We start from the raw sequence: 20311 nt of genomic DNA, 5'->3' as shown, positions 1-20311 counted from the left end.
TGTATTAAATACAAATATTCATCTAATTATTGATTGATTAATTTTTTGAAAAGATAAATATGATTTTTTTGAAAAATTAATGAAAAATGATTATTTTTTTTAACTTGTTCTTTAACTTGTTCGTTTTGTGACAAAAAGTCATTTAATAAAATATGGTCAAATTGTTCTAAATTTATATCTGCTTCCTGCTCAATTAACTTTACAGTGGAGCGATGACTAATATGGGGCGCAACATAAGTATATGTTAATACACTACTCTCTTCAGCTATCCTACTGATAGCTTCTTTACTTGCTGTCCAAGTATCTAAAGATATTAAATATCGAGAAGTAAAATTACCTAATTTAGCCAACATAATAAAAGAAATGAGTGACCATAGAAAAATATATTTCTTATGAATCCACTTTTGTTTCTGAGCTATAGTTTTTATAATAATAATTATTATAAAAGGTAAAATTGGTAAAGAATAATGGTGCAAAAGATCCTTTTGTAAAAGATTTTGAGACAACAGATTCATCGCAAAGCTAGGGATACAAGGTATTAAAGGAGAAAGTGAAACGAAAGATATACCCCAGAAGACAGGCAATAGTAACAATAATAAATACTCTAAATTAGGTAAATTAAATATTCCTTCTAAAATTAAAGTAGGACTAAAAATCAAGTTATAAATTATTTCAGAAAATGTGTTTCCAAGGTGATTGAACCTTTCTATATGTCTTTCAATATTGGCATTCCCATTACCAAAAACAGGAATAATAAATTTAGTACTAAAAATAAACCAAATAAAACCACTTCCTAAAGCAAATAGACTAAATTTTTTTTTTTTAGCAAGAATAACCACAAACCCATAAATATAATTGTCAAAGAGAATATGCTTTTACAACTCAAAGCAATTAATATGGATAAAATAAATAAAAATAATCTATCTTCAAAGATGGCTAGAAGAGCAAATAAAATTGCTGGAACAAATATTACATCAGGATGAAAATCAAATAAATTAATATTAAAAATTAACGGATAAAATAAATATGTTAAGCTTATCGTAAATGAATAGTCTTTATTTAAGCCTTGATTTTGACATAGACAGTAGATAGGTAGTACTCCGAAGCTTAGAGACAGCGCTTGTATAAAAAATAACCAATAGATCGAAGGATAAAATACATAAAATAACGATAATGGATAAAGTATTAAGGAAGCATGATCTCCCAAGATATGAATATTTAAAAAAGATGAGTTCGGTATTTTACCTTGACTTATTAAATAAATTGCCTGATCAAAAATTGCTAAATCCCAAGCTGTTGATTGAAAAAGTATATGTCTAAGACTACTGAAAGTAAAAAAGATAAATGTACTACAAAATATAGTTATAGAAATGAAATTATACCGAAAACATAAAAAATTCATAATGGTATATTGAGGCAAAGTATATCTTAATTAAAAATTCTTATCTGTTAAACTAATATTTTATAGATAAAAAATAAGTTATTTTTATGTAATAGTTTATCTTTGTTTCTTAACTAACTAAATAAAACTATATAAATTACATGTTAAAGTATTTTAGTTACGTTTGAAATTTAATATCTTATCCTTTTTTATAAACAATGGTTAATATTATAAAAATGATATTAATTATTCAAGTTCAAATTCTCTACTTAATTATAAAATGTTTGATAAAGAAGAAAATTTCAAATTACCAACTCTCGGAGTAAATATTGACCACGTTGCTACTATTCGTCAAGCAAGACACTCAAGTGAACCAAGCCTAATTGTGGCAGCAGCTTTGGCAGAATTAGGAGGAGCAAACGGCATTACTCTTCACCTAAGAGAAGATAGACGACATATTCAGGATCGAGATGTATATCTAATAAAAGAAACTATTCAAACACGTTTGAATTTAGAAATTGCTGCTACAGAAGAAATGATTAAAATTGCTCTCGATATTAAGCCTGATTGTATTACCCTAGTTCCAGAAAAGCGTAAAGAAATAACTACAGAAGGTGGCTTAGATGTTAAAAAAAATTTGGAACATTTAAAGAGAATAGTTAGTAAGATACAAGATAATGGAGCTTCTGCTAGTCTTTTTATTGATAGTGATGAAGATCAAATTCAGGCATCTGCAAGTACTAAAGCAAAATATATTGAGCTACATACAGGCAAATACGTAAATTCCATGCATAGTAAACAATGTCAAGATGAACTAAAGTTGTTGAAATTAGCGTGTCATAAAGCTCTCGACTTAGGTATAAAAATTAATGCTGGCCATGGATTGAATTATAACAATGTCTATCCTATTGCCTGCCTTCCTGGTATTAAGGAATTAAATATTGGTCATACGATTATAAGTCGTGCTGTCTTAGTAGGAATGGAAAGAGCTGTTAAAGAAATGAAACTAGCGATAAAAGGAGAATTATAAATTATTAATTAATCTTCACCAATAAAGTATTCTTAAGTTGAATAATAATAATTGGGAAATCAGGATTAATGAATAAGCAATGAATACCTATTATTACGTTTTAGCTAGTCAAAAATTTCTTCTAGAAGAAGAGCCTTTAGACGAAGTGTTAAGAGAAAGAGTTAGAGATTATCAAGCTAAAGATAAAGCAATTGATTTTTGGCTTGTCAAAGAACCTGCTTTTATTGAAGCTCCAGAATTTGCTAATATCAAAGCACAGTGTCCTCAACCAAGTGTTGCTATTATTTCAACGGATCATGGTTTTATAACTTGGTTAAAATTACGACTAGAATATGTAGCCCAAGGAGAGTTTCAAGCTCCTTCTCCTACAATTCCAGATCCACTAGCTTCTTTAAATTCTACATCTAAAGCCTAGTATAGAATTAAAAATCAATAAGGCGAAATAAAGTTCACCTTATTGATTTTTAGAATTGAACAAAATATGAATAAATTATACGATCTGATTTATTTACATAGTTTATGTTGGTTAGACTATACTACAAAGTTTAAGGGAAAATAATTTTTCCTTAAACTTTATAATTTATTTTTTTCGTTTTGCTTTTGAAAATAACTGCTATGTCGATCCATAACAGTTAAGTAAATAATACCAATGCTTACCAAAATTAGTAGAGCAAAAGCAGTATAAAAGAGAAAATTGAGATATTGCATAGCTTAGAAAACCCTAAAAGCCATTACGTCCCCAAACAACCATAGCAAGAGACCAACTAAATAAGGCTAATACACTAACCCAACCAAGAGCTAAAATATCCATGAGTATTTACTTCCAAAATAAATCATATTTATATATTACAATATATGATACATTTTCTTAATTAAAATCATATAAGTCAAATTGACAGCTTTTATATTTCTAAAGATTCATTTAGTACCCTAAAAAATACTAATTTTTTTACCTGACCACTTTCTCTTAATATGACATCGCTTCTTTTTTAATTTTAATAGGTCAAAATTATCAGAGTCTTTATCTAAAGTAATTGAATTTATATGGTTAATAAGTATATAGCTTACACTTATTAATTCTAAATTTTGTATATACACTGCAATCTATATTAAGTTTTGCTAATAAGCAAAATTATCCTAAGCTATAAATTGATCACTATATATACAAAAAACATAACTATTTTTTATTTTATGAACAATCAATATGCTGATAATTATTTGCTAGTTGGAGAAGGTTTGCCCGCCTTCGAGAAAATTATATTAGATGATATTATTCCTTCAATGACTGAACTTTTGAAGCAATCAAGTAATAAACTAACTTATTTAGAAGAAAACGTCGATTCAACCTGGGAGGGCCTTGTAGAGCCTTTAACTATCATTGAAGAAAAAATTCAATGGACATGGGGTATTGTCAATCATTTGATGGGAGTTCAAAATAGTTCAAAGCTTCGAGAGATATACCAAACTATTCAACCTGATATCATAAACTTTTTAAATAGGCTAAGACAAAGTAAACTTATTTACCAAGCATTTAAAAATCTGCAAAAAGATTTAGTCTTATGGAATACCTTGGATGGTTGCCAAAAACGTATTATTGAAAGCTCTATTAGAGAAGCTGAATTATCTGGAGTTAATCTAATACCAGAGAAGCGTCATAGATTTAATGAAATTAACTTGCAACTTGCTGAACTGTCTACACAATTTTCTAATAATGTCTTAGATTCAACTAAAGACTTTAAATTAAAATTAACAGAAAAGATGGAAGTTGATGGTTTACCATTTAGCCTCTTAAAACTAGCTGCGAATAACGCTATTTTAGAGGGGGATAGTAATGCTACTCCTGAGGCAGGTCCATGGATTATGACTTTAGATTATCCTATTTACGGACCTTTTATGAGATACAGTAGTCAAAAAAACCTAAGAGAAAAAATATATAAAGCTTTTATATCTCGGGCATCAATTGGTAAGTTAAACAATAAACCCTTAATAGAACGTATTTTAAAATTAAGAAAAGAACAAGCAAAAATTCTTGGTTATCAATCATATGCTGAAGTAAGTTTAAGCAAAAAAATGGCTTCTAGTGTTGAAAACGTAGAAAAAGTCTTGGAAGAGCTAAGAGTTGTAAGTTATGAAACAGCACAAGAAGAATTGAAAAGTTTAAAGTCATTTGCGTCTAGCAATTACAATTCTGATCTAGAGCCTTGGGATATAAGTTACTGGACAGAAAAACAGCGTAAATTCTTATTTGATTTCACTAATGAGGAATTAAGAGTTTACTTTTCTTTAGAACAAGTACTAGAAGGATTGTTTGACTTGGCAGAACGTATTTTCAGAGTAAAAATCACTGTCGCAGATAAACAAGTATCAACATGGCATAAAGATGTGCAATTTTTTCAAGTAAAAGATGAAACAGAAAATATAATTGCATACTTCTATCTAGACCCCTATAGTCGTCCTGCAGAAAAACGTGGAGGTGCTTGGATGAGTGACTGTGTTGGAAGATCAGAAACATATCAAGATGGAAAAACTATAACTCGTTTACCAGTTGCATACTTAATTTGTAATCAAACTCCTCCCTATGATGAAGAACCTAGTTTAATGACCTTTGATGAAGTAACTACTTTATTTCATGAGTTTGGTCATGGTCTACAACATATGCTAACAACAGTCAATTATCCTGGGGCATCAGGTATTAACAACATAGAGTGGGATGCTGTCGAATTACCTAGTCAATTTATGGAATATTGGTGCTATGAAAAAAATACTTTTTTCAGTATGGCTAAACACTACAAAACAGGAGAAACAATACCTAAACACTATTATGATAAATTAGTATCTTCGCGTCATTTTATGGCTGGATTATCTATGCTAAGGCAACTTCACTTTAGTCTCTTAGATTTAGAATTACATCATAAATATCAACCAGATAGTGGTGAAACTTTGGTTCAAGTTAGAGACAGGATTGCAGAAAAGACAACAGTGATTAGAACTTTACCTGAAGATGCTTTTTTATGTGCATTTAATCACATTTTTGCTGGTGGTTATGCGGCTGGGTACTATAGTTATAAGTGGTCAGAGATATTAAGTGCAGATTCTTTTTCGGCCTTTGAAGAAGTTGGTTTAGACAACGATGATGAGCTTTTAGAAGTAGGTAAAAGTTTTAGAGATAATATCTTAGCTTTAGGTGGAAGTAAAAATCCTATGGAAATTTTTAAATCTTTTCGAGGAAGAGAACCTGAAACAGAACCTTTACTAAGATATAGTGGATTATTAAAATCTGCTTAATTCTAATAAAGTTGAAAATTGCTGTAAGAAAAGTCTTAATTAATCCAATTTGTTTATCAGATTACTTAATTTTAGAATAGTCACTATTCTTTTGAAGAAGATATTCATAGTTAAACGCTATTCATATCTTCTTCGTTTTTAATTAATTTGTTATCTGAGAACTTCTAATAAAAGTGCACTAAAAAAATCATAATAATCGTAGGTTTACTACAACCAATTAACCCAATCCTGAGGTTTTAAAAATGTTTTATATAACTCAAATTCAGGAGTATTGACTTTTGGTTCATAGGAATATTCCCAGCGAACTAGTGGCGGTAAAGACATCAATATGGATTCAGTACGTCCATTAGTTTGTAAACCAAAAATCGTACCACGGTCATATACTAGATTAAATTCTACATAACGTCCTCTTCTATATAGTTGAAATTGACGTTCTTTTTCTCCATATTGTAAGTTACGGCGTTTTTCGACAATAGGCAGATAAGCTGGCAGAAAAGTTTTCCCGCAATCGCTAACAAAAGTAAATAAGTCTTCCCACGTACGTGGTTTTAATTCAGAAATTTGATCATCATATTTAGTATCTGTTTTGTTATTGTTAGAGCCACGATATAGAGGATAACTACCATCTTGGTAATCAAAGAAAATCCCTCCAATACCACGTGTTTCTTGACGATGTTTGAGATAAAAATATTCATCACACCAAGATTTAAAGGTTGGGTAATATCCTTCATGATGTTGATCACAAGTTTGTTTTAAAGTCTTGTGAAAAAAAGCTGCATCCTCAGCAAACGGATAATAAGGAGTTAGATCGATACCTCCTCCAAACCACCAAACAGGACCTGCCTCAAAATAGCGATAATTAAGATGAACCGTTGGAATATAGGGATTGTGAGGATGTAGCACCATAGAGGTTCCCGTAGCATAAAATTTATGCCCTTGAGCTTCAGGTCGTTGCTTTATTATCGACAATGGTAACTCTTCGCCCCAAACTTCAGAAAAATTTACTCCTCCTTGTTCTAGTAAATTACCGTTTTTCAGTACTCGAGAGCGTCCACCACCACCTTCTTCTCTCTGCCAACTATCTTCTTGAAATTGACCTCCACGATCTGCTTTTTCTAATGAGCAACAAATTTCATCCTGCAAATTTTTCATAAGCTTACTGACTCTAGTCTTGGCGTCTTTAGGAGGCATAGAGATTTTATAGGAAGAAGAATTTATTTTTGTTTGAGACGTCATAAATTTTAATTTTATTAGATTGTTTTATAAAAAGTTTAGCTGGTAAAGAAAAGAATATCTACGAAGCAATTATTAAATATAATCTAAGCTCAACTAGGTTAAAATACCATTAAGTTTTGTAAAAGTTTTTCCAATAAGCTTTGAAATTCAGTGATACATTTGCACTTTTAATATTTAGAACTTTTAGTATTAAAAATACTATACTGTGGCTTAGCTAATTTTTATCAACCACTAATTACACTTTTTATACTTAATAGTTAATAAGAGAAAATAACCTAATATTTATTCTTTAAAAAAAATTATCTAGTAAAGGTTTTGACGAGCCTATCAGACTATAGAGCTTTTACATAAATTTAATGAGATAAGAAATACAAAATATTTAAATATAAAAACTGTGGCTAATAATGTACATTAGCTCTGTTAACATTTTTTATACTGTAACATGCGAGAAATTACTTTTATATCCAAAAATAACAGAAGAGTAAGCACAATCTGAATTAGTTTTAGTAATTAAAGCTTATGAGTTACATTTCTTCTATTTCTAATAATTAATTGAAAAAATATATAACTATCTTATTGTCTTTTAGGTAGTATACGTCCGACTGTCATATTTTCTGACCTAAAAGTAATTTTTGCAACTCTTTCAATATCTTCAGCCGTAACGGCTTCTAAAGCCTGAACTTGACTGAAAAGATTATGCCATTTACCTGTTTTTACTTCATATTCTACTAAAGCACGAGCCATCCCCAAATTAGAATCAAGAGAACGTAATAGACTAGCTCTTAATTTATTTTTAGCTTTTTCTAATTCTTGTTCAGAAACAGGTTGTACTTTTAGTTTCTCAATTTCTAATGACAAGGCTTTCGCGACTTCTTCGACTGATGCTTGAGGAGAAGTTTGTGCATAAAAAAGCATTAAATTAGGATATTTATCTGATGGATAACCACTCAAACCTTGAGCTACTAAGGCCACTTGTTTATCTTCAACTAAAGATTTATAAAGACGAGATGTACGTCCAGAACTCAATATATTAGAAATTACTTGATAAACAACATTGTCAGGATGATCTAAAGAAGGTACATGATATCCTTCTAAATACCAAGGTTGAGAATCAAGATTTAATGTAATTTCACGAGCTTCTGTTTGTTTTGGCTCTACTACAGATATTTTAGGTGGTTCTGCCTTAGAAGGATAACGTCCGAAATATACTTCAGCCAAATTCCTTACTTGTTCAAATTTCACATCTCCCACAATAGAGATCGTTAAATTATTTGGTCCATAATAAATATTGAAGAAGTCTTGAACGTCTTTACGAGTTAAACCATTAATATCTTTATTATAACCAATCACTGGACGCTTGTAAGGATGTTGAATGAAAGCAGTATCTAGAAAAGCTTCTACCATCTTACCAATAGGATTATTTTCTGTTCTAAGACGACGTTCTTCTAGTATAATATTTTTTTCTTTATAGAATTCTCGAAATACCGGATTTAAAAAACGTTGTGACTCTAAGGACATCCATAACTCTAATTTATTTGAAGGAAAACTATAAAAATAAATAGTAGAATCTGGAGAGGTTGCAGCATTAATATTAACACCTCCCGCTGTCTCAACAATACGCCCAAATTCGTTCTGTTTAACATAATTATGAGCTTCAGCTTGTAAGATATGAAATTCTTCAGTCAATAATTGAACATTAGCATTATCATTTCTACTTTTTGCTTCTTCTATAAGAGTAAAAACATGATCTAAATTACTTAGTATCTCTTTTTCTTCAGTGTAATTTGTTGTTCCAATTTCTGTAGTTCCTTTAAAAGCTAGATGTTCTAGGAAGTGTGCTACTCCGGTTTTATTCTTAGGTTCATCAACTCCTCCAACATCTGCATAAGTTACAAAAGATATTACAGGTGCACTATGGTTTTCCATAACAATGAATTTCATACCATTATCAAGAGTAAATTCATTTATTTGCTTAGCAGCATGTTCAAGATAAGGAAAAGTAGAGAAAGATGAATTAGAAGTAGTATCTTTTGCAAGGGCAGAGCTATCTCCGCTTCCATATAAAAAAGAGAAAATATAAATGATACTGACAGAATAACCAATTAAACAAAATAATTTAAACAAGTTAGTGATCATAAAATAAATAGAGCAGAGTTGATTAATAATTATCGTTTTTAAATAAAGTTTGTCAATATATAAATAAACCTTATGTTTGTTCGTCCATATGTTGAAAAACCTCCAACCTTCATTATAGATGATTAGTTATTTAAGAAATAATACAAGTACTAAATATTCTTTGATGATTTTTATCATTGGTTATCATTAATTAAATTTATTCTAAGATTATTATTTTAAAAAATAATCTTAGAATAAATTTAATCAGTTAATAATTTAATTGATTAGTAAAACAATATAGTATTATTATCTTAAACAAATTCAAGTAATTTCTAGACAGGAAGTAATATATATATAATAAAGTAAATTTTATATTCAGTTAACATGAGATTTTAAAAGAATACTAAGAACATTATCATAGGAATAACATTTGTAATATTAACTACTATTTATTCGTGTTCTATAGACGGATTATTTAATAATATTATTTCCTTAAAGGTAAAGTAAAACTAATTAATTTAGTAGAGTTTTCAGTAGCAATATATGTTTATTAGGAAAAATCTTTCTAGGTAGTTTAATACTAATGGATTATCATCTATTAAATTTATAAATTCTCTTGTTTCTAGTATATAATGCTAATCAAATGGCTTTATCTTTAATTATTATGAGTATAAATGCATTATTTTTATATAGATCTAAAAACAATGTATTTATATGTAATTATTTTTGAATAAATCAATATCTCAATTATTTATAAGGGCTTTTATGGATAAAGATACTAAGTTTTCTATTCTTGTGATAGGGCTACCTTTACTTGGTTTGCTGTATTGTGGTTGTATTGTTCTTCTACTAATGAATAGTTCTTTCGCTCGCCAGAATTCTTTAATAACAGGTCTCGGCGTTATGATACTTCCTCTTGGAATCGCTATTACTACTTGGATTAAAGCCTCGGCCAAAGCTTATGCAAAGAATAATAAGCAAACCTAAAAATACTACCCTTCTTTTTAAGAAAATGGAATTTCACTACCTATAACTTGGGAAATATGAGATAGTTTATGTTTCTCTAATTGAAGAGCTAGTCCTCTTGATATTTCTGGTATGCACCAAGGTCCTTGGTATATCCAACCTGTGTATAATTGTAATAGCGTAGCTCCTGCAGCAATTTTATTCCAAGCATCTTTTGCTGTAAAAATTCCTCCTACTCCAATTATAGGCAATGTACCTTTCGTCTCCTTATATATAAATCTGATCACTTCCGTTGACCTTTCACAGATTGGCTTTCCACTAATACCTCCAAGTTCTTTTTCAATATAATTTCCTGTTGTTTTTAAAATTACAGTTTTTAAGCTTTCACGCTTCGTAGTCGTATTAGTAGCAACAATACCTGATAGATTATAAGTTTTAGATAATGCGATAATAGTTCTAATGGATTCCCAGTTTAAATCAGGAGAAATTTTAATAAACAAGGGTTTATTATATTTATTTTCGAGCTGTAATTTATATAGGATAGTTTCTAAATGTTTTTCTTCTTGTAGTATCCTAAGACCAGGTGTATTAGGAGAACTCACATTAATAGTAAAATAATTTACGCAAGACTCAAGATGATGAAAACTGCCCAAATAATCATCGACAGCTAAATTTAGAGGAGTAATTTTTGATTTACATAAATTAATACCAACTGGAACTTTAAAAGGCTCTATTTTACTGTCCATTGTCAATCTTTTAGCAATAGATACAGCACCATCATTGTTTGCACCTAATCTGTTTAAGATTGCTGTATCTAAAGGTAGACGAAACAATCTTGGTTTCAAATTACCGACTTGAGGATGAAGAGTAACAGCTCCAATCTCGATAAATCCAAAACCAAAACAGTCCCATATACTTGTTGCCAAACCATCTTTATCGAACCCAGCAGCTAATCCTACAGGAATATTAAAATCAAGTCCCCACAAAGTCTGCTTAAGACGGGTATCACTATAGCAGAAAGAATTTCTTATATTTGATAATAAATAATTTCCAAAAAAGGTATAACGTTTTTTGTTTAAAAAGTTTAAACTTTTTAGAAAAATATGATGAGCTTTTTCCGGATAATTTTTAATTAAGTATAAGAAGAGAGGATAAAAAGATTGAACTATCTTAAACATAAATTTCAATATGTGTTTGTCATTTGTAAAATAGAATCAGTAGTCTGATTCTTATACTTAAGAGAACATCACAGTATATCTTATTAGACTGGAAGCTAGTATATAGTAATGTCTAAATTTTAATTTTTTATACATTGGTTTGTTGTAGTTAACAGCATTATATTTTTTATAATAGATTTTGTTAATTTAAATTATTTCTAAAATTGATGAAAAGTGGGATTAGAAGACTTATATATTCTAATCCCACTTATAAATAAAACACTTGATTTTTAATTATTGATTAAGAGCTAATTTAAGCATAGAGGTAACGACTTCCATACTTTCTTTATATAAAGCATCTGTACCCCATCTTTGAAGTTGTCTTTGAATCAAATTGTCGGTTTTTTGATCTGCTAGAGATGTTACTTGTTCAATACGGCAAGCCTGAGCACCACCAGATGCCTCCATTCGCATACATCCAGTAGTACCGGAACATAATACTGTACAACAGTCTGCTTGTGAATTTGTAGAACTTAATTTCAGGCTAATTAAATCTCCTAATACATCACCCCAATCTGCTAGAGGAATTCCAGACAATTCAGCTTCTATGCTTCTTTGTTCACTATTAAGAAGCTTGACTCTGCAAATATTGTAGTCACCTTCTTCATACTCATAAGCAATAGGCTGCCATTGTAAGCGACTAGCAACCCAACCTAAGTACATTAATGCTTGGGCTGAATTTCCTTTTTCATAATCAATAGCAATACGATCAATTTCCAAAACAGCATTACGACGTTCTGGAGGATCGAAAGCTGCAGCTGTTAGTTCTTGCCATGGACTCAGTCTTACCCAGTTTAAATCAGCTAAGGGTAAGTTTTGCTCCAACATCTTGCCTAATTTTGCCAGTTGGTTTATTGAATTACTAAAAGTGCTGGAATCTACAACCAGAGTATTACTTTGGGAAGCTAACTTTTTAAAAAGTTCATACTCTGGCTCAGGAATAGCTTTCCACCAAGTACATGTAGGTAATCCGTCAATACTTAAATCTGAGATAACATCACTAATTTTTTCTAAAGCATCAGCACTTCCTTGTAGTGTAATATATTCACAACAAGCTAAAGTATGATTACCTTGTTTGTTAATAGGACAAGAAGCAGAGACTTGTGCTTTGACGCTATCATTACTATCAACAGTAGGACGAATTGTTATTACTCTACAAGGATTAAAATTAGCTAAACCTGTTTCTTCTAGGTCAGGAGAATAGGACTGAGCAGTAATTTTTTGCAAATCACTAAGTTGTCCTTTAGTCTTAGCTTGTTTAAATTCTGATTGTAATTTAAGAATAAACTCTTCACTAGATTCGCCTGTTACTTTTAGGTTGTATGTTTCTTCTGCAGATTTAATTGCAGCGATAGTACGAGGACCAACTATACCATCAATAATACCTGTATAAAAACCAAGAACAGCTAATAGATACTGAGTAGGTCCAGGTTCATAAATAATAAAGGTAAATGTATTAGCACGGGTAGCTATAATTCCATCATCGTTATTATTATAACTTTGCCAAATATTGCTTAGTTCCGCCTCAATGACATTTATAGAAACATCCTTGGGATCTTGCAAAGAAACGATTGGGAGAGTTTGAGTAGTCATAATTGTTCTGTTATGGGAGGAAGTTATTGGTTGGGTAAGAAATCAACTAAGCAGGAAAAATTCCTGATTTCTATTACAAGCGTCGCCAACGACGACCATCACGATTCATTAACAATTCTGCTTCTGTAGGTTCCCACGTTCCAGCTTCGTACTGAGGAACGGTGTTAGGTTCAGCTGGACTATCCCATACAGAAAGAACAGGGCTAACAACACGCCATGCTTCTTCAACCTCATCAGCACGCGTAAATAAAGTTTGGTCTCCTAGCATGGCATCCAATAAAAGACGATGATATGCATCGGATGTAGTCATACCGAAAGAAGAGCCATAATTAAAATCCATTTCTACTGAACGAGTACGAAGTTCTGAACCCGGCATTTTTGCTTCAAATTTTAAAGCTATACCTTCATTAGGCTGAATACGCATGCTTAGAATATTAGGATTTGTTTGGTAAGCTGCTGATTGAAAAATAAGAAAAGGTACATCTTTAAATTGAATAGATATTTCAGTTACCTTTTTAGGTAATCTTTTTCCGGTTCTAAGGTAAAAAGGTACTCCCTTCCATCTCCAATTATCTACCATTAGTTTCATGGCTACATAAGTAGGTGTAGAAGAATTTAAAGGAACTCCTGTTTCTTCTAAATATCCTGGAACAGGTTTTCCTTTCATCCAGCCTGCTTTGTATTGTCCACGAATAGCTGAGTTTTCTAAATTATGAGTATCAGCCAAGTTAGTTGCCTGTAACACCTTAACTTTTTCATTACGTATACTATCAGCATTTAAAGCATTAGGAGGTTCCATAGCAGTCAAACAAAAAAGCTGCATAAGATGATTTTGCAGCATGTCCCGTAAGGCTCCAGAAGTATCATAGTAGCCTGCTCTATCCTCTACTCCAACAGTTTCAGCTACTGTGATTTGAACATGATCTACGAATTGGCGATTCCATAAAGGTTCAAAAATTGCATTAGCAAAACGAAAAACTAATAAATTTTGGACAGTTTCCTTCCCTAGGTAGTGGTCAATTCGATAAACTTGTTCTTCTTTACATACATTTTGGACTATACGATTAAGGACTTTAGCTGAACTTAAATCTTTACCAAAAGGCTTTTCAATAACAATTCTATGTTTTAAGGGATCACTTAACATCCCAGCTGCACCTAATTGCTTAATACCAGGTGGGAAGAAATTCGGAGAAACAGATAGATAAAATACACGATTTCCTCTAGTTCCCCTCTTGTCATCTAACTCTTTTAATAAAGTTTTTAATTTTTGATAACTTTCCGGTTCATCCATATTACCTGAACAGTAATATAGGCCTTCAGCAAAATTATCCCATAATTCTTTATTACCGATACCATCAGAGAACTCTTCAATCCCCTCCAGCATTTTATCTCTAAAATGGGCATGACTCCAATCTCGACGAGCAACTCCTACTACAGTTAATTCTGGAGGTAATCTTCTTTCCTGTTTCATTTTGTAGAGTGCAGGAACAAGTTTACGTTGGGTTAAATCACCAGATGCACCAAAAATCACTAGTATTAAGGGTTGTGGATTTCTCTCTTGGCGTAGTCCAATGCGAAATGGATTTTCTAATAATGTTACCATAAGCTTTACTTTGCCTCCTCAATAGTTTTCAGTTTAACTAAAACTTTTCTGAAGGAAGCGAAGTTATTACACAAAATTAAGCTTTGATAATAATAAACTGTGTAATTCATCAGCGGCTTCTTTCCAATATCAAATTTTAAGTCTTAATATATTCTCTACCTATATGGTTAAATTTTAAAGCTACTAATTTTGACCTCTAGATTTATATTATTAATATAAATCTAGAGGTCAAAATTAGTAGCTTTAAAATTTAAATAAGATTATTCTTTAAATATTTTATTTAATAAAAATAAAGTTATTCTAGAAACCTAAGTAACTTTTAATTCTCTATTCAAGTAAATAAGCAAGAATTGACTAAAATGAAAAATATTATTTTCAATTTAACTCTCAAAAACAATTTTATTTAGTAATTTGTAAAAGAACAAAAAGTAGTTAATAATTTTCTCATTTAGAATATTCTCAAGAAAGAAAGTTAAATGATTTTTTAAATAATTATGAGTAATCTTTAAAGTAAAATTAAGTACTACAAGATTCTAGAGCATTATACTAAAGCTTTTATACACTTGCTTAATTTAAGCTAGCTTTTTTTAAAAGCTATAATAACTAAGAAATATATTCTTAAGAAGGTATTACTTGAATTTCAATAGTAGCAATTACTTCTGGATGAAGTTTAATAGTCGCTTCATAAGAACCAGTCTGACTAATTTCAGGAAGAGTAACACCTCGGCGATCTATTTCTTGATTAGTGATTTTTTGTATAATTTCTACGACTTCTTGATTAGTAACAGTTCCGAAAATTGCTTCCCCTTCCCCAACTTGTTTATTAATGGTAAAACACTTAATGGTTTCTAAGGAAACTTTTTGCTCTTCTGCCGCTTGTTTTACAAATAAAAGTCTTTGAGCTTCTTTTTCTTTACGTTGTTCAACTTGCTTAAGAATACTGCTAGTAGCAATGACAGCTAATTTCTGGGGAAGAAGATAGTTTCTAGCATATCCCGGAGCAACTTCTACTAGATCACCGCTTTTTCCTAGTTTACTAATAGACTTATTTAGAACCATTGGAACTCGTTTAGACATAATATCTATCCTTATTTACATTTACTACAAAATATTTTTTACACCAACTTTTAATTTTACAATAGATTAAAAATATGACAAGTTAATATAATACTTGTCTCATTTATGCGATTTTTTTTACTAAAAACTGGATCTGGTCAAATATTTAAATAAATTTTATGTGATTTTTGAAAAATATTATTTATATAAATTAAATAGATAAGTTATATATACTTCCATTTGGCATAATAGTTCCTTGTAAGTTCGTTCCTTTTAGGTTGGTACCAGTTAAATCTGCATTTTTTAAATTAGCATTAACTAAAATAGCATTGCTTAAGTCTGCATAGCTCAGATCTGCTCCCTGTAAGTTAGCTTCTGTTAAATCTGTTAAGAATGGAAACTTATAAGGATCCTGATTTAGTTCTGCTCGACATAATTTTGCTCCTGACAAGTCTGCTCTAAAAAGTAAAGCTGAACTCAACTTGGCATAGGATAAATCAGTATGGCTTAAGTTTGCTTGCCCTAAATTAGTTCTTCTATTAGAAAGGGGACGCAAGTCTACTTCATACAGTATCGCGTATGATAAATTTGCTTTAGCTAGGTTTGCCCCACATAAACTAGCTTTACTTAAATAAGCATTTGTAAGATTAGTATTAATAAGTTCTGCTCCACTAAGGTCTGTATCTCTTAAAATGGCTCTAGATAAGTTGGAATTTTTCAAACTAGTTCCCCAAATAATAGATTCACTTAAATCAGCTTTTTTAAATATTGCTCCATTAAGATTACTTTTCCCTAGGCGACTTTGTCTTATATCAGCTGCTTCCAAATTGATATTTGGAAGATTAACCCCTATTAAATCTATTTCTCTCAAACAAATGTTTTGAAAATCTCTTTCTCCTAGATTATATTTACTTAATAGTTGATTTAACTTCATTATTTTTCTTGTCTAATAGCCTCATTATTTTAGTCTTGATTATTCAAGGAATAGTTATTTTTATGTTAATAAATAACTATTTGGTAATATAGGCAATTGAGACTAATTAAGCTATAATGGGGCTTACCAAGTATTTACATAGTCTATTGCTTCCATAGAAAGTATATTAGAAATGACCTACTCCCAATACGCTCCTAAGATGGATTTCTTGGAAAAAGGAAAAATATCTAATTTATCTCCCGCTGTTTTAACAATAATTGCAGACTTTTTTAAAGTTTTATCAGAAGTTAGCCGATTACAAATCATTTGTGCACTCAAAAATGGAGGTAAAAATGTCTCTCAAATTATTGAAATAACTGAGTTGGGACAAGCTAATGTTTCTAAGCATTTGAAAGTATTATCTCAAGCTGGTATCGTCACAAGAACTCAAGAAGGCGTTAATGTATTTTATGCGATTGCAAATCCATTGGTCTTCTCATTGTGTGACTTAGTGTGTAATTCTGTTGCTATACAATTACAACAGAAAAATCAACAATTAGAATCTGTACAGACATTCCAAAAAATATTTTAGATAAAAGCTAATAAAAATAATCCAAATATTACATTTAAAACAAGTTATTAATAAGTTGATACTTAAACGAAGTACATACAATATTTTGTCGCGGATAAATTTAATTAATAAAAACCTATCATCTCATGCATAATGTCTTGATTAAATACTTTTTTATTAACCATATATCGGTTAAGGAATCATCAATATGTGGTCTTAACTCAAATGATTTAAAGTTTTAATTTGAACATCGCCATAATTTATTATGGTCTTGTGTAGGTAAAATCGCTAAGATCATAGTAAATATCACAAAAAAAGCTCAATGATTCCTACTGTTATTGAAACCTCTGGCCGTGGCGAACGCGCATTTGACATCTATTCTCGTCTTTTGCGAGAACGTATTGTATTTCTAGGACAAGAAGTTAAAGATGAAAATTCTAATTTAATTGTAGCTCAGTTATTATTTCTTGAAGCAGAAGATCCTGAAAAAGATATTTACTTATACATTAATTCTCCTGGTGGTTCTGTATCTTCTGGACTAGGAATTTTTGATACAATGAATAAGATTCAACCTGATGTATGTACCGTTTGTATCGGACTAGCGGCAAGTATGGGAGCGTTTCTTCTTAGTGCTGGAGCCAAGGGCAAGAGAATGAGTTTACCTAACTCTCGTATTATGATTCATCAACCTTTAGGTGGTGCTCAAGGACAAGCTACAGATATTGAGATACAAGCTAGAGAAATTCTTTATCTTAAGAGTCTTCTAAATAATCATCTTGCTGACCATACTGGACAGCCTTTAAATAAAGTTGCTGAAGATACAGAAAGAGACTTCTTTATGTCTGCAGAAGAAGCTAAAAACTATGGATTAATTGACCAGGTTATTAGTCGTAGTCCCTCAGTAATTGATGCTGTAAGTTAAATATTTATTAGATAGAGGTAAATTATTAAGTACCTCTATCTAATAAATATTTAACTAAGTAGGTGTTGGAAGGTTTTCTAAATAATGAAGAAAGTCTAAAAGTTCCTTATCAGAAAGCACTTGGCGAGATCTTTTTTCATAAGTTTTAATTAAATAATCCCTACCTTGTTCTGTTGTCCATTTTACTCGTTTTAACTCTATGTTAGAACGAGCGATAATTTCTGAAAAATCAAGAGACTCATTGTCTACATTAGACTCGAAAAAAGTATTGTCATTATTAGGAAGGGAGTGGGAAGTATCATCTTCTTGTAAATTGCTCCTTTTATCAACAGTTTTCCCAAAATTAGCAACTTCTTGACCATATTCTTTTATTTCAACCAGATCTCTAAAACCTGGTTCAGAGAAGTCATTATTGTTTTGCTTATTTTCTTCTATATTTGAAGATTCTATTAATTTTTCTGAGGGATTTAAAATAACATCCTTAAATTCTGTGTCTAAATTATTCTTATAATTAACAGAATCAAGCTTTATCGAAGATTTAACTGTTGATTCTACACTTTTTAAAGCTCTATCTATAGCACGATCTTCAGCTACTTCTATTATATTATCTCCAGCTAGGCCTGTTCCCAAAATGACACCATCAACCTGTATCAATGCTCTAACAATGTACTTTCCATGATCAATAGTTATTAGCTCACTAATTAAACTTCCTTGAGGATAGTAATTACGGAATTGGTCTAACATCATGAGTATCTATCTATCTCTACTTAATTTTATAGGTTATTTTATAACATTACATGTAGAAGATATTCTAACATCTACAGATATGAAAAGACTGAAAAAAATATTATTTTTATAGAGTTTTCTTAATATTATTTGTTAAAGAATATTTTTAAATCATTTATCTTAAAATAAATCTAGTTAATATCTCTTTAAAAACTGTATAGTTATTAAATTTTGCTAGATTTTCTTCGCTATACTATTTTAATAACTCTAGACTTAGAGTATCTATGGGGTTTATCATTAATTAGAAGATTGAAACAAAAAGAAAAAATCAATCAATTAGTACCTCTTAACCTTTTATTCAGTGCCATCTTAAAGCACCTTTAATGGAAACTCAAGCAATCATAGAGCTATTCCCCCTATTTAGTGTAGCAAGTCCAGAAACTATAGAATGGATACTATCCGTCGCCGATGAAGAACACTATGTCCAAAATGAAGAAATTATAAAGGAAAATAACTGTGGAAAGGCAATCTGCTTTATAGTTTCCGGTTGGGTCAAAGTACGTTCTCGCAATTCTAACCAAGAAGTAACTTTGGAAATTCTCAGCAAAGGAGATTTTTGGGGAGAAATGGAAATACTTGACGAACCTCTCAAATGTATAGATGTTGCCGCCTTATCTGAAGTTCATTTGATAAGTATTTCAGCTCAACGTTTCTTACAAATGCTATTTAAAGATCCTCAAGTACATCACAAAATGTTACAACTAAGCGTTAAAAGATATAGATATTTATATCGCCGATTTCAATTACGTCAACAAAAGCCGAAAATAAGATTAATTAAAACCTTAATTAGATTTGCTGAAACTTATGGCAAATTAACTGCAGAAGGATTAGAAATTCTACAAATTACTAATCAAGATTTAGCTGATGTTGCCAATATTTCTAATGAAGAATGCCAGAACATTATGATACAGCTACAGAATCAAGGCTGTATAGAAATAAATACTACACAACAGATTTTATCACTAACTAATCTCAAACAACTTAACCATTTTGCAAAGCAACTCTAGATAATGAATCCAATAAAAAATGATAACTTTGAAAAGCTGACTTAACATAAACTCTTCAAGATATTTTGACGAATAACCACTTCTTTTTCTTGATTTAAGATAACTTTGAAGTATTCTAATATTTCTTCTTCTTGATTTACATTTAATTGTTTCTTTTTAAGTAAATGAGATATATTATGTACAGCAATTAATCGTTTTAAAGGATTAACTTCAGTTAATTCAGATACTAATTCTTTATACTGATTATTTTGCTTTTTCTCTGATGAATCAAATATTTGTAAAATAAGAATTGTTAATATTATAAAAACTCCTAGATTTTGAAAAATTAGTTCACTTGCTAACCAATGATTTTCAATATCAGACAATACAGACAGAGTTACATAGCTTTCCAGTATTCCAAAACAGCCAATGATAATAGCTAAAGTTAATTTTCCTTTAGGGCTATTAAAGAATTTATACCAATTTAATACAATATTTTGAAAGTTTTTATTTTGGGCTTTCTGTATAAAGATCATTAGATTGATACCTATTAAGGTCGCACAAATTAATTTCCAGTCCCAGGCAAGCATAAAAGTAATTACTATAGATAGTAATAGATAAACAATAATACTTTGCCATTGCTTTTTTGTA

16 protein-coding genes and 2 pseudogenes are annotated in these 20311 nt (G+C 30.4%); 7 read left to right on the top strand and 11 right to left on the bottom strand.

Features of this window, described 5'->3' with window-relative positions; translation table 11 throughout:
• Window positions 1-26 precede the first annotated feature (26 nt).
• Window positions 27-1402 (bottom strand): annotated as a pseudogene (locus tag LPC16_RS01230) (DUF2079 domain-containing protein).
• Window positions 1403-1661: 259 nt separating this feature from the next.
• Between LPC16_RS01230 and LPC16_RS01225 the strand changes: the two are divergent.
• On the top strand, window positions 1662-2411 hold the full coding sequence (locus tag LPC16_RS01225; RefSeq protein ID WP_229637444.1) for a pyridoxine 5'-phosphate synthase: 750 nt from the start codon (window positions 1662-1664) through the stop codon (window positions 2409-2411).
• Window positions 2412-2490: 79 nt separating this feature from the next.
• On the top strand, window positions 2491-2826 hold the full coding sequence (locus LPC16_RS01220) for an MgPME-cyclase complex family protein (RefSeq protein ID WP_040054492.1): 336 nt from the start codon (window positions 2491-2493) through the stop codon (window positions 2824-2826).
• A gap of 306 nt (window positions 2827-3132) precedes the next feature.
• Here the strand turns inward: LPC16_RS01220 and petN are convergent, their stop codons facing one another.
• Window positions 3133-3222 carry a cytochrome b6-f complex subunit PetN gene (gene petN / locus LPC16_RS01215; protein ID WP_229637443.1) on the bottom strand — a complete coding sequence of 30 codons (90 nt, stop codon included), beginning with the start codon at window positions 3220-3222 and terminating at the stop codon, window positions 3133-3135.
• 380 nt (window positions 3223-3602) lie between these two features.
• Here petN and LPC16_RS01210 point away from each other — a divergent pair, with 380 nt between their 5' ends.
• Window positions 3603-5696 carry a M3 family metallopeptidase gene (locus LPC16_RS01210; RefSeq protein WP_229637442.1) on the top strand — a complete coding sequence of 698 codons (2094 nt, stop codon included), beginning with the start codon at window positions 3603-3605 and terminating at the stop codon, window positions 5694-5696.
• Between the two features lie 207 nt (window positions 5697-5903).
• On the opposite strand, the gene hemF is transcribed toward LPC16_RS01210, so the two are convergent.
• On the bottom strand, window positions 5904-6932 hold the full coding sequence (gene hemF / locus LPC16_RS01205; RefSeq protein ID WP_229637441.1) for an oxygen-dependent coproporphyrinogen oxidase: 1029 nt from the start codon (window positions 6930-6932) through the stop codon (window positions 5904-5906).
• 573 nt (window positions 6933-7505) lie between these two features.
• On the bottom strand, window positions 7506-9068 hold the full coding sequence (locus LPC16_RS01200; RefSeq protein ID WP_229637440.1) for a M16 family metallopeptidase: 1563 nt from the start codon (window positions 9066-9068) through the stop codon (window positions 7506-7508).
• Window positions 9069-9812: 744 nt separating this feature from the next.
• Between LPC16_RS01200 and LPC16_RS01195 the strand changes: the two genes are divergently transcribed.
• Window positions 9813-10034, top strand: a complete 222-nt coding sequence (locus LPC16_RS01195) for a hypothetical protein (protein WP_229637439.1) — start codon at window positions 9813-9815, stop codon at window positions 10032-10034.
• Between the two features lie 17 nt (window positions 10035-10051).
• Here LPC16_RS01195 and LPC16_RS01190 read toward each other — a convergent pair whose 3' ends face one another.
• The 5 genes from LPC16_RS01190 to hetL all read right to left on the bottom strand — a co-directional run bounded on the left by LPC16_RS01190 (window position 10052) and on the right by hetL (window position 16416).
• Complete coding sequence (locus LPC16_RS01190; RefSeq protein WP_229637438.1) at window positions 10052-11191, bottom strand: quinone-dependent dihydroorotate dehydrogenase; 1140 nt, start codon at window positions 11189-11191, stop codon at window positions 10052-10054.
• 273 nt (window positions 11192-11464) lie between these two features.
• Complete coding sequence (gene opcA / locus LPC16_RS01185; RefSeq protein WP_040054499.1) at window positions 11465-12823, bottom strand: glucose-6-phosphate dehydrogenase assembly protein OpcA; 1359 nt, start codon at window positions 12821-12823, stop codon at window positions 11465-11467.
• A 73-nt stretch (window positions 12824-12896) separates the two neighbouring features.
• Window positions 12897-14426, bottom strand: a complete 1530-nt coding sequence (gene zwf / locus LPC16_RS01180; RefSeq protein WP_040054500.1) for a glucose-6-phosphate dehydrogenase — start codon at window positions 14424-14426, stop codon at window positions 12897-12899.
• Between the two features lie 618 nt (window positions 14427-15044).
• The gene (rplI, locus tag LPC16_RS01175; protein ID WP_040054501.1) at window positions 15045-15503 is read right to left on the bottom strand and encodes a 50S ribosomal protein L9; all 459 of its coding nucleotides are present in this window, start codon (window positions 15501-15503) and stop codon (window positions 15045-15047) included.
• Window positions 15504-15693: 190 nt separating this feature from the next.
• Entirely contained in the window at window positions 15694-16416 is a 723-nt protein-coding gene (gene hetL / locus LPC16_RS01170) for a heterocyst differentiation pentapeptide repeat protein HetL (RefSeq protein WP_040054502.1), read from the bottom strand.
• Between the two features lie 172 nt (window positions 16417-16588).
• Between hetL and LPC16_RS01165 the strand changes: the two genes are divergently transcribed.
• Both LPC16_RS01165 and clpP read left to right on the top strand, forming a co-directional pair.
• Window positions 16589-16987, top strand: a complete 399-nt coding sequence (locus LPC16_RS01165) for an ArsR/SmtB family transcription factor (protein WP_229637437.1) — start codon at window positions 16589-16591, stop codon at window positions 16985-16987.
• 292 nt (window positions 16988-17279) lie between these two features.
• A pseudogene (clpP, locus tag LPC16_RS01160) lies at window positions 17280-17888 on the top strand (ATP-dependent Clp endopeptidase proteolytic subunit ClpP); the annotation flags it as partial.
• Window positions 17889-17942: 54 nt separating this feature from the next.
• Here clpP and LPC16_RS01155 read toward each other — a convergent pair.
• A complete protein-coding gene (locus LPC16_RS01155) occupies window positions 17943-18635 on the bottom strand; it encodes a hypothetical protein (RefSeq protein ID WP_229637436.1) in 693 nt (230 codons plus the stop codon).
• 362 nt (window positions 18636-18997) lie between these two features.
• Between LPC16_RS01155 and LPC16_RS01150 the strand changes: the two genes are divergently transcribed.
• Window positions 18998-19681, top strand: a complete 684-nt coding sequence (locus tag LPC16_RS01150; protein WP_040055232.1) for a Crp/Fnr family transcriptional regulator — start codon at window positions 18998-19000, stop codon at window positions 19679-19681.
• Window positions 19682-19722: 41 nt separating this feature from the next.
• Here LPC16_RS01150 and LPC16_RS01145 read toward each other — a convergent pair whose 3' ends face one another.
• On the bottom strand, window positions 19723-20250 hold the full coding sequence (locus LPC16_RS01145; protein WP_229637435.1) for a hypothetical protein: 528 nt from the start codon (window positions 20248-20250) through the stop codon (window positions 19723-19725).
• Between the last annotated feature and the right edge of the window lie 61 nt (window positions 20251-20311).

This window comes from cyanobacterium endosymbiont of Braarudosphaera bigelowii (assembly GCF_020885515.1).
In the GTDB taxonomy this organism is placed as follows: domain Bacteria; phylum Cyanobacteriota; class Cyanobacteriia; order Cyanobacteriales; family Microcystaceae; genus Atelocyanobacterium; species Atelocyanobacterium thalassa_A.
This window is presented reverse-complemented; position numbering and strand designations above follow the sequence as displayed.

Bases quoted from the DNA above. Each gene is read 5' to 3' on its own strand.
- LPC16_RS01225 (WP_229637444.1), top strand. From the start codon at position 1,662: ATGTTTGATAAAGAAGAAAATTTCAAATTACCAACTCTCGGAGTAAAT.
- LPC16_RS01220 (WP_040054492.1), top strand. From the start codon at position 2,491: ATGAATACCTATTATTACGTTTTAGCTAGTCAAAAATTTCTTCTAGAA.
- petN (WP_229637443.1), bottom strand. From the start codon at position 3,222: ATGGATATTTTAGCTCTTGGTTGGGTTAGTGTATTAGCCTTATTTAGT.
- LPC16_RS01210 (WP_229637442.1), top strand. From the start codon at position 3,603: ATGAACAATCAATATGCTGATAATTATTTGCTAGTTGGAGAAGGTTTG.
- hemF (WP_229637441.1), bottom strand. From the start codon at position 6,932: ATGACGTCTCAAACAAAAATAAATTCTTCTTCCTATAAAATCTCTATG.
- LPC16_RS01200 (WP_229637440.1), bottom strand. From the start codon at position 9,068: ATGATCACTAACTTGTTTAAATTATTTTGTTTAATTGGTTATTCTGTC.
- LPC16_RS01195 (WP_229637439.1), top strand. From the start codon at position 9,813: ATGGATAAAGATACTAAGTTTTCTATTCTTGTGATAGGGCTACCTTTA.
- LPC16_RS01190 (WP_229637438.1), bottom strand. From the start codon at position 11,191: ATGTTTAAGATAGTTCAATCTTTTTATCCTCTCTTCTTATACTTAATT.
- opcA (WP_040054499.1), bottom strand. From the start codon at position 12,823: ATGACTACTCAAACTCTCCCAATCGTTTCTTTGCAAGATCCCAAGGAT.
- zwf (WP_040054500.1), bottom strand. From the start codon at position 14,426: ATGGTAACATTATTAGAAAATCCATTTCGCATTGGACTACGCCAAGAG.
- rplI (WP_040054501.1), bottom strand. From the start codon at position 15,503: ATGTCTAAACGAGTTCCAATGGTTCTAAATAAGTCTATTAGTAAACTA.
- hetL (WP_040054502.1), bottom strand. From the start codon at position 16,416: ATGAAGTTAAATCAACTATTAAGTAAATATAATCTAGGAGAAAGAGAT.
- LPC16_RS01165 (WP_229637437.1), top strand. From the start codon at position 16,589: ATGACCTACTCCCAATACGCTCCTAAGATGGATTTCTTGGAAAAAGGA.
- LPC16_RS01155 (WP_229637436.1), bottom strand. From the start codon at position 18,635: ATGATGTTAGACCAATTCCGTAATTACTATCCTCAAGGAAGTTTAATT.
- LPC16_RS01150 (WP_040055232.1), top strand. From the start codon at position 18,998: ATGGAAACTCAAGCAATCATAGAGCTATTCCCCCTATTTAGTGTAGCA.
- LPC16_RS01145 (WP_229637435.1), bottom strand. From the start codon at position 20,250: ATGCTTGCCTGGGACTGGAAATTAATTTGTGCGACCTTAATAGGTATC.